Annotated in this window: 6 protein-coding genes; 4 read left to right on the top strand and 2 right to left on the bottom strand. The window is 71.3% G+C overall.

All coding sequences use genetic code 11. The annotated features are described in order from the left end of the window. The 4 genes from KY469_22075 to pabB all read left to right on the top strand — a co-directional run. Positions 1-1,136: PQQ-like beta-propeller repeat protein (locus KY469_22075; GenBank protein MBW3665784.1), on the top strand; the 1,136-nt coding region annotated here is incomplete at its 5' end. Positions 1,137-1,206: 70 nt separating this feature from the next. Next, the gene (locus KY469_22070) at positions 1,207-2,442 is read left to right on the top strand and encodes an ACT domain-containing protein (protein MBW3665783.1); all 1,236 of its coding nucleotides are present in this window, start codon (positions 1,207-1,209) and stop codon (positions 2,440-2,442) included. Between the two features lie 6 nt (positions 2,443-2,448). Then, the gene (locus KY469_22065) at positions 2,449-3,735 is read left to right on the top strand and encodes a DUF1015 family protein (protein MBW3665782.1); all 1,287 of its coding nucleotides are present in this window, start codon (positions 2,449-2,451) and stop codon (positions 3,733-3,735) included. After that, complete coding sequence (gene pabB / locus KY469_22060) at positions 3,732-5,813, top strand: aminodeoxychorismate synthase component I (GenBank protein ID MBW3665781.1); 2,082 nt, start codon at positions 3,732-3,734, stop codon at positions 5,811-5,813. Before KY469_22065 ends, pabB begins: the two co-directional genes overlap by 4 nt. 61 nt (positions 5,814-5,874) lie before the next feature. Here the strand turns inward: pabB and KY469_22055 are convergent, their stop codons facing one another. Both KY469_22055 and KY469_22050 read right to left on the bottom strand, forming a co-directional pair. Continuing rightward, positions 5,875-6,168: an acylphosphatase gene (locus KY469_22055; protein ID MBW3665780.1), complete on the bottom strand. Its 294-nt coding sequence runs from the start codon at positions 6,166-6,168 to the stop codon at positions 5,875-5,877. A 139-nt stretch (positions 6,169-6,307) separates the two neighbouring features. Next, a partial coding sequence (locus KY469_22050) for a DUF1326 domain-containing protein (protein ID MBW3665779.1) occupies positions 6,308-6,662 on the bottom strand: 355 nt, incomplete at its 5' end.

The raw sequence follows: 6,662 nt of genomic DNA, 5'->3' as shown, positions 1-6,662 counted from the left end.
CGTCCCTCCCCACCTGCCGGATCGGACCCACCATGACCGTGCCGCTGGTCGGTTCGCCGTGCCGGAGGTGGGCCGTCGCCTCGCCGGGCGGCGAACGTGACTGGTTGTTATCCGACGGCGACCTGTACCTCACCGACGGCCGTGGGTTCGTGGAGTCCAGGACCCTGGCCGACGGCGTCCAGCGGTGGGCGGTCCGCCTAGGGGGTGCGACACAGCTACGGGCCGAGGGACAGGGGACGCTGTACGTGACCGTGGACGACCGCGTGCTGCTGGCACTGGGACGCGGGGACGGGACGCTCCGGTGGGAACACCGCATCGACACGGCCGCGGAGGAGCTGCCCGGGGCCGGCGAGACGATCCGCAGGGTGCTTGCGACGACCTCGAACGTCTACCTGCAGGTCGGGGCCACCATGATCGCGCTCGACGTCGACGACGGGTCCGCCGACTGGAGTTGGTCGGAACAGCACGTGCTGTCCGCAGGCACGAGCGGCGACCGCCCGTTCGTCGTGGTCGTCGATGGCGTGATCGGACTCGGACCGACCACCGGTGAGATCCGCTGGCGGGTCCCCCGCGTCACGTTCGACAACCGTCCGCACGTCACGTCCGGCGACGACGTGGTGATCGGGGACGACACCTCCCACGTCTCGCTCGTCTCCGGGGGAACGGGAGAGGTGCGCTGGACCCGGGACCTCGGCGCGCTGCCGGTCTCGATCGCCGTCGCCGACGACCGCGTCACCGTGCAAGGGCGTCGCGGACGGTTGTGGAGCCTCGGGAGGGACGACGGGAGGATCCGGTGGGCGGTCGGCGCGACCCCCGAGCCCCTGGAGCTGCTCGACGCCGGACCGGAGATGGTGCTCGCGAAGACCAGGAGTCGTCCCGATGTCGTGGCGATCGACGCTGCGTCCGGACGGGAGCGGTGGCGCCGCGCGGTCACAGGCCTGGAGGACGCACACCTCCGTGAGGATGGGGTCGTGATCGACGCGGACGGGCAGATCCTCGCCGTCGACGTCCGCGACGGCACCGACCGGTGGACCCTGCAGCTGTCCGGTCGGGTCCTCCGCGCAGCTCCCGACCCCCTGCTCGTCGCCACGGCGGGGACACTCGTGGCGATCGATCCGCCAGCGGATGTTCCGTGATACGCAACCTTCCCAAACAGCGCAACGATGCCTACGGTGGGGATGCAGCCGACCACCGGTCTCACCGATGATGCGTGTCCTCATCGCCGATGCCTTCCCCGAGCCGCACCGCCGACGACTGGAGGAGCTGGGGCACACCTGCACCGACGCGCCCCAGCTCGACGGCGACGGCCTACCCGTGGCCGTGGCCGACCACGACGCCCTGATCGTCCGTAGCACGCGCGTCACCGAGGATGCACTCGACGCATCCGACCCGCTCGGGCTCGTGGTCCGCGCGGGTTCGGGCACCGACACGATCGACCTGGAGGCCGCCGCCCGTCGTGGGATCTTCGTCTGCAACGTGCCGGGGCGCAACTCGATCGCCGTGGCCGAGCTCGCGTTCGGGCTGCTGTTGGCGATCGACCGGCACATCCCCGACAACGTCCGGGATCTCCGCGACGGCCGCTGGGACAAGCGGCGCTACTCGCGCGCCCGCGGGCTGTTCGGCCGCCCGGTGGGTGTCGTCGGCCTGGGCGACATCGGCCTGGAGTTCGCGCGGCGGGCGACGGCGTTCGGTATGGAGGTCCACGCCATCGACAAAGACGAGCGAGAGCCGGAGGCTCTGGCGGCGATCGAACACCTGGATATCCGGTTGGTCGAGGATCTCGCGACCCTCGCACGGACGTGCCCGATCCTGTCGTTCCACGTGCCGGCGAACGACGAGACGAGGGGGATGATCGGACGCGAACTGCTGCAACACGTCCCCGCGGAGGCGGTCATCATCAACACGTCACGCGGCGAGATCGTCGACGAGGCCGCGTTGACCGAGGCGATGGACGACAAGGGCGTCCGAGCGGGGCTGGACGTGTTCCGGGACGAACCGGCCCACAAGCAGGGCAGCTTCGACTCGTCACTGGCACGTCACCCGAACGTGTACGGCACCCACCACATCGGCGCATCCACCGAGCAGGCTCAGCACGCGATCGCGGACGAGGTCGTGGCGATCCTGCGGGCGTTCGACGCCGGAGAGGTCCGCCACTGCGTCAACCTGGAGACTCGGCCCCTCGGCGAGATCGTCCTAAGCATCCGTCACCTCGACCGCGTCGGGGTGCTGTCTCAGGTGTTCGGGATCCTCCGGCGAGCCGGCATCAACGTCGAACAGATGGAGAACGACATCTTCGCCGGCGGACGTGCCGCGTGCGCGACGATGCGGGTCGCCGGGCCGGTGACCGGCGGCATCGTCGCCGAGCTCGACGCGGTGGACGAGGTCATCCACGTGGGGCTCTCGCAGGCACCGCCGCCACGTCCTCCCGCGGCGCAGGACTGAGGGTCGATGCGTCCGCGACCCTTCGGCGGCTACCTGGTCCGGCCGGACGTGGCGGAACGGGTCGTCGCGCCCCCGCGGGGGCAGGTGTCCCAGGAGGAGCTGGAGGCGCACATCGAGGCGGAGCCGCTCAGCATCCTGCACGTCGTGCGCTCCGGTTCGTCGATCCCGCCCGAACGCCTCGCCGAGCACCGGTTGGCGTGCGCAAGACAGCTGCGCGCGTTCCTTCACCACGGCATCTTCGAACCCCTGGAGGAGCCCACCTACCTCGTGTACCGGTCCACCGACGACGGCCACACGGTGACGGGTCTGCTGGCCGAGGTCCCGGTCGCCGCCTACGAGGAGGGACAGCTGAAGCCCCACGAGCGCCTGCGCGAGGAACAGGTCGAACGGATCGCCGACCACCTCGACGCGGTGGGGGCCTCGTCGCTGCCCGTCATGGCCGCCTACCGCTCGGCGCCCGATCTCGACGCGCTCACCAGCGGGGCGACCGACGCCGAACCGCTGGTCGATATCACGGTGGCGGGTGGGCGGCAGACGCTCTGGTCGGTGCCTCCCGAACGGCACCCCGAGGTTCGGACGGCGCTGTCGGACAAAGATGACCTGTACATCGCGGACGGCCACCACCGCGTGGAGGCCGCACGACGCGTGGCCGAGCGTCGCCGGTCGCGGCCTGGCGGCCGAGACCCGGACGCCCCGCACCAGCACCTGCTCATCCTGATGGCGGCCGCCGACGACTTCGACACGGTCCCGTACCACCGCTGGCTCCGTGACACCGGGCGCGCCGACCCTGAGCTCTCCGAACGGTTGCGCGAGCGGGGTTTCGACGTGACGCGCGCCGGTCCGGAGCCGGTGCGACCCGACCGGAACGGCGAGTTCGGCATGCTGCTCCACGGCACGTGGTTCCGGCTCTCCGCCCCCGCCGACCTCCCGTCGTCCGCCCCCACGGATCGGGTCGCTGCCTCGATCCTGCACGAGCGGATCCTCACCCCGCTGTTCGCGGTCGACCATCCGGAGTCGGACCCTCGGCTGGAGTTCGTCTCGGGCGACGGCGGGGTGCAGGAGCTCGTCGAGCGGTGCCGCCGGGACGGGGGGATCGGCTTCACGCTCGCGCCGACCGACGTCGGCGCTGTGCTGGACGTCGCCGACGCGGGCGAGACGATGCCCCCCAAGTCGACGTGGTTCGTCCCGAAGCTCTGCTCGGGTCTGCTGCTCCGCGTGATCGAGGGGCTCGGAGGGCCCGCCGTTCCGCGGGCTGCCGGTGACGAGGGGGCAGCGATCGGCACGTCGCCGTGAGCGTCCACACGCTGCTCATCGACAACCACGACTCGTTCACGTTCAACCTCTTCCAGTTGCTGGCCGAGGTCAACGGGCGGCCGCCGACGGTCGTCCGCAACGACACACCGTGGTCGGAGGTGGACCCAACGAGGTTCGACAACATCGTGATCTCCCCAGGTCCTGGACACCCTGGGGTCACACGGGACGTCGGGATCTCGATCCACGCGTTCAGGGACACGGGGCTGCCGCTCCTCGGCGTATGCCTCGGACACCAGCTCCTGTGCCACCTGCTCGGCGGGCGGGTCGGGCACGCGGTCGAGCCCGTACACGGCAGGACGAGCGCGGTGCATCACCGCGGCACCGGCCTGTTCGACGGGATCCCGTCGGGCTTCCGCGCGGTCCGCTACCACTCACTGGCCGTCACCGCGATCCCGAACGCGATCGAGGTCACCGGGTGGACGGACGACGACGTCGTCATGGCCGTGCGTCAGCGCGGGTTCCCACGTTGGGGTGTGCAGTTCCACCCAGAGTCGATCCTCACCGAGCACGGGAGGCGGCTGATCGAGAACCTCCGTGCGCTGACGCTGTCACACCACCGTCGGCACGGACCGGACCGGCAGCGGCGAGCCGAGACCCCCGCCGCCCCGCCGGTCAGATCCAGGGACGGGCCAGGGCGGTTCCGGGCTCGGCACCGCACGCTGGGAGTGTGGACGGACCCCACGACCGCGTTCGTCCAGCTGTTCGGCGACTCGTCGGAGGCCTTCTGGCTGGACAGCAGCGCCGTCATCCCGGGCCGTTCACGCTTCTCGTTCATGGGCGATGCGTCCGGGCCCTTGGCCGAGCTCGTCACCTACGACGTGCGGCGGGGCCTCGTGACGACGCGCGGCGCCGGAGGCAGCCTCACCCATCCCGGACCGCTGCTCGACCACCTCGACCGTCGGCTCCGGGAACGACGCGTCCCGCGGGCGGACCTGCCCTTCCAGCTCGGGTACGTGGGGTACCTCGGCTACGAGCTGAAGGCGGAGTGCGGCGGCCGTGAGCGCCACCGTGCGGACACGCCGGACGCCGCGATGGTCTTCGCCGACCGTGTCGTGGCATTCGACCACCGTGAGCGCGAGATCCACCTGCTGTGCCTGGTCCCGGCGCCAGGAGGCGCGGACTGGATCGACCGCACATCCCGCCGGCTGTCGGAACTCGCCGACGTACCCGAACCACCACCCCGGCAGGCTACGGGCCACCGCAGCCCCACCGTCCCCGTGACGTTCCGTCACCGCCCCGACGAGTACCTCGATCTCATCGCCGAGTGCCAGCGCGAGATCCGGGACGGCGAGTCCTATGAGATCTGCCTGACCAACACGCTGAGGGCACAGGTGCCCGTGGATCCGCTGCGCACCTACCTCCTCTACCGCCGGGCCAACCCAGCCCCGTACGGGGCGTTCCTCCGGTTCGGTGACCTCGCCGTCCTCAGTGCCTCCCCCGAACGCTTCTTGCGCGTGACCCCCGACGGCACGGTGGAGAGCGAACCGATCAAGGGGACGCGGCCGCGCGGCCGGACGGCGTCGGAGGACCGACGGCTGGCCGCGGAGCTGCGGGGCAGCGTCAAGGACCGGGCGGAGAACCTGATGATCGTGGACCTCACCCGCAACGACGTGGGGGCGGTCTGCGAGATCGGGAGCGTCCGGGCACCCCGGCTGTTCGACGTCGAGTCGTACGCGACCATGCACCAACTCGTCAGCACGGTCCGTGGGGCCCTGCGGTCGGACGCGACGGCGGTGGACGCGGTGCGATCCGCCTTCCCGGGCGGTTCGATGACCGGCGCCCCGAAGAAACGGACGATGGAGATCATCGACCGCCTCGAGGCCGGTCCGCGGGGCGTCTACTCCGGTGCGCTGGGCTACCTCGGCCTGGATGGCGCCGCAGATCTCAGCATCGTCATCCGCACCATGGTGGTGACATCCGGAGGCGCCGGGATCGGGGTCGGGGGGGCGATCGTCGCCCTGTCCGACCCCCGGGCGGAACTGGAGGAGGCGATGCTGAAGGGGCGGGCGGCCCTCGACACCCTGGCGGCGGCGACGCACGCGTCGGCCGTGCGGTAGCTCCGGGTCGAACGGGACCTGCGGCCGGTCCGGCCTTCCCGCATCATGAGGACGGATCGGATCAGGAGCGACCATGCCAAGGTCCATCGACCGTCACGAGGTCCGACGACTGATCGACGAGGAGGACGCGCAGCTCGTCGACGTCCGCATGGCGCGGCCCTTCGCGCGTCCAGCGCACGAGCGCGGCGACCGCCTCGGGCGAACCCTCGACGTGCGCCTCGACGCTGCCGTCGGGGCAGTTGCGCACCCAGCCCGCGACGCCGTGGCGCCGCGCCTCGCGCCGCGCCTGGTCACGGAAGAAGACGCCCTGCACCTGCCCGCTGGCGACGACGCGCCGCGCGACGATCTCGCTCATGTCGAGGTGAGGCTAGCCGGGGCTCGGATGCCGGGGCGGTCCGGGCGGCACGCCCGACGTTGCGGCAACTCGGGCGCATCGGTCAACGAAGGCATCGACGGGTAGTCGCTCCCGCCCACAGCGCCATCGTCACCCGGGGTCAGTCGCTGCTATACGAGAAGTCAGTCGCGAATCCGCAGCGGCCGCTGACCTCCCAGCGAAGCGGCCCGTCGTCGACGCGCTGGAGGTCGGTTAGAACCTCGGTCCCGGGGTGATCGTGCCCGGGGATGCCGCACGTGACCGGCTCGGCCACGGCGATTTCGCGCACGCCGCGAACTTCGACCCAGTTGCCGGCCTTGATGGACTCGCGTCCCCGGGCGTGTTCGAGGTGGATCCGGGCAGCGCGCACGGCATGAACCTCACCGACGGCGTCGGCGAAGTTCCGCAACACGGCTCCGCCGGACCGGCCGAGGAAGATGTCGGCGAGCGCGTCCTGCTCCGACGGCGGGCGGCGC

It is taken from the genome of Actinomycetota bacterium, from assembly GCA_019347575.1.
Taxonomy (GTDB): domain Bacteria; phylum Actinomycetota; class Nitriliruptoria; order Nitriliruptorales; family Nitriliruptoraceae; genus JAHWKY01.
The sequence above is the reverse complement of the archived record's forward strand: the minus strand, read 5'-3'. Positions and strand labels throughout refer to the sequence as shown.

What these genes read in the sequence shown, in the direction of transcription:
- KY469_22070 (MBW3665783.1), top strand. Translation starts at nt 1,207, where the DNA reads ATGCGTGTCCTCATCGCCGATGCCTTCCCCGAGCCGCACCGCCGACGA.
- KY469_22065 (MBW3665782.1), top strand. Translation starts at nt 2,449, where the DNA reads ATGCGTCCGCGACCCTTCGGCGGCTACCTGGTCCGGCCGGACGTGGCG.
- KY469_22055 (MBW3665780.1), bottom strand. Translation starts at nt 6,168, where the DNA reads ATGAGCGAGATCGTCGCGCGGCGCGTCGTCGCCAGCGGGCAGGTGCAG.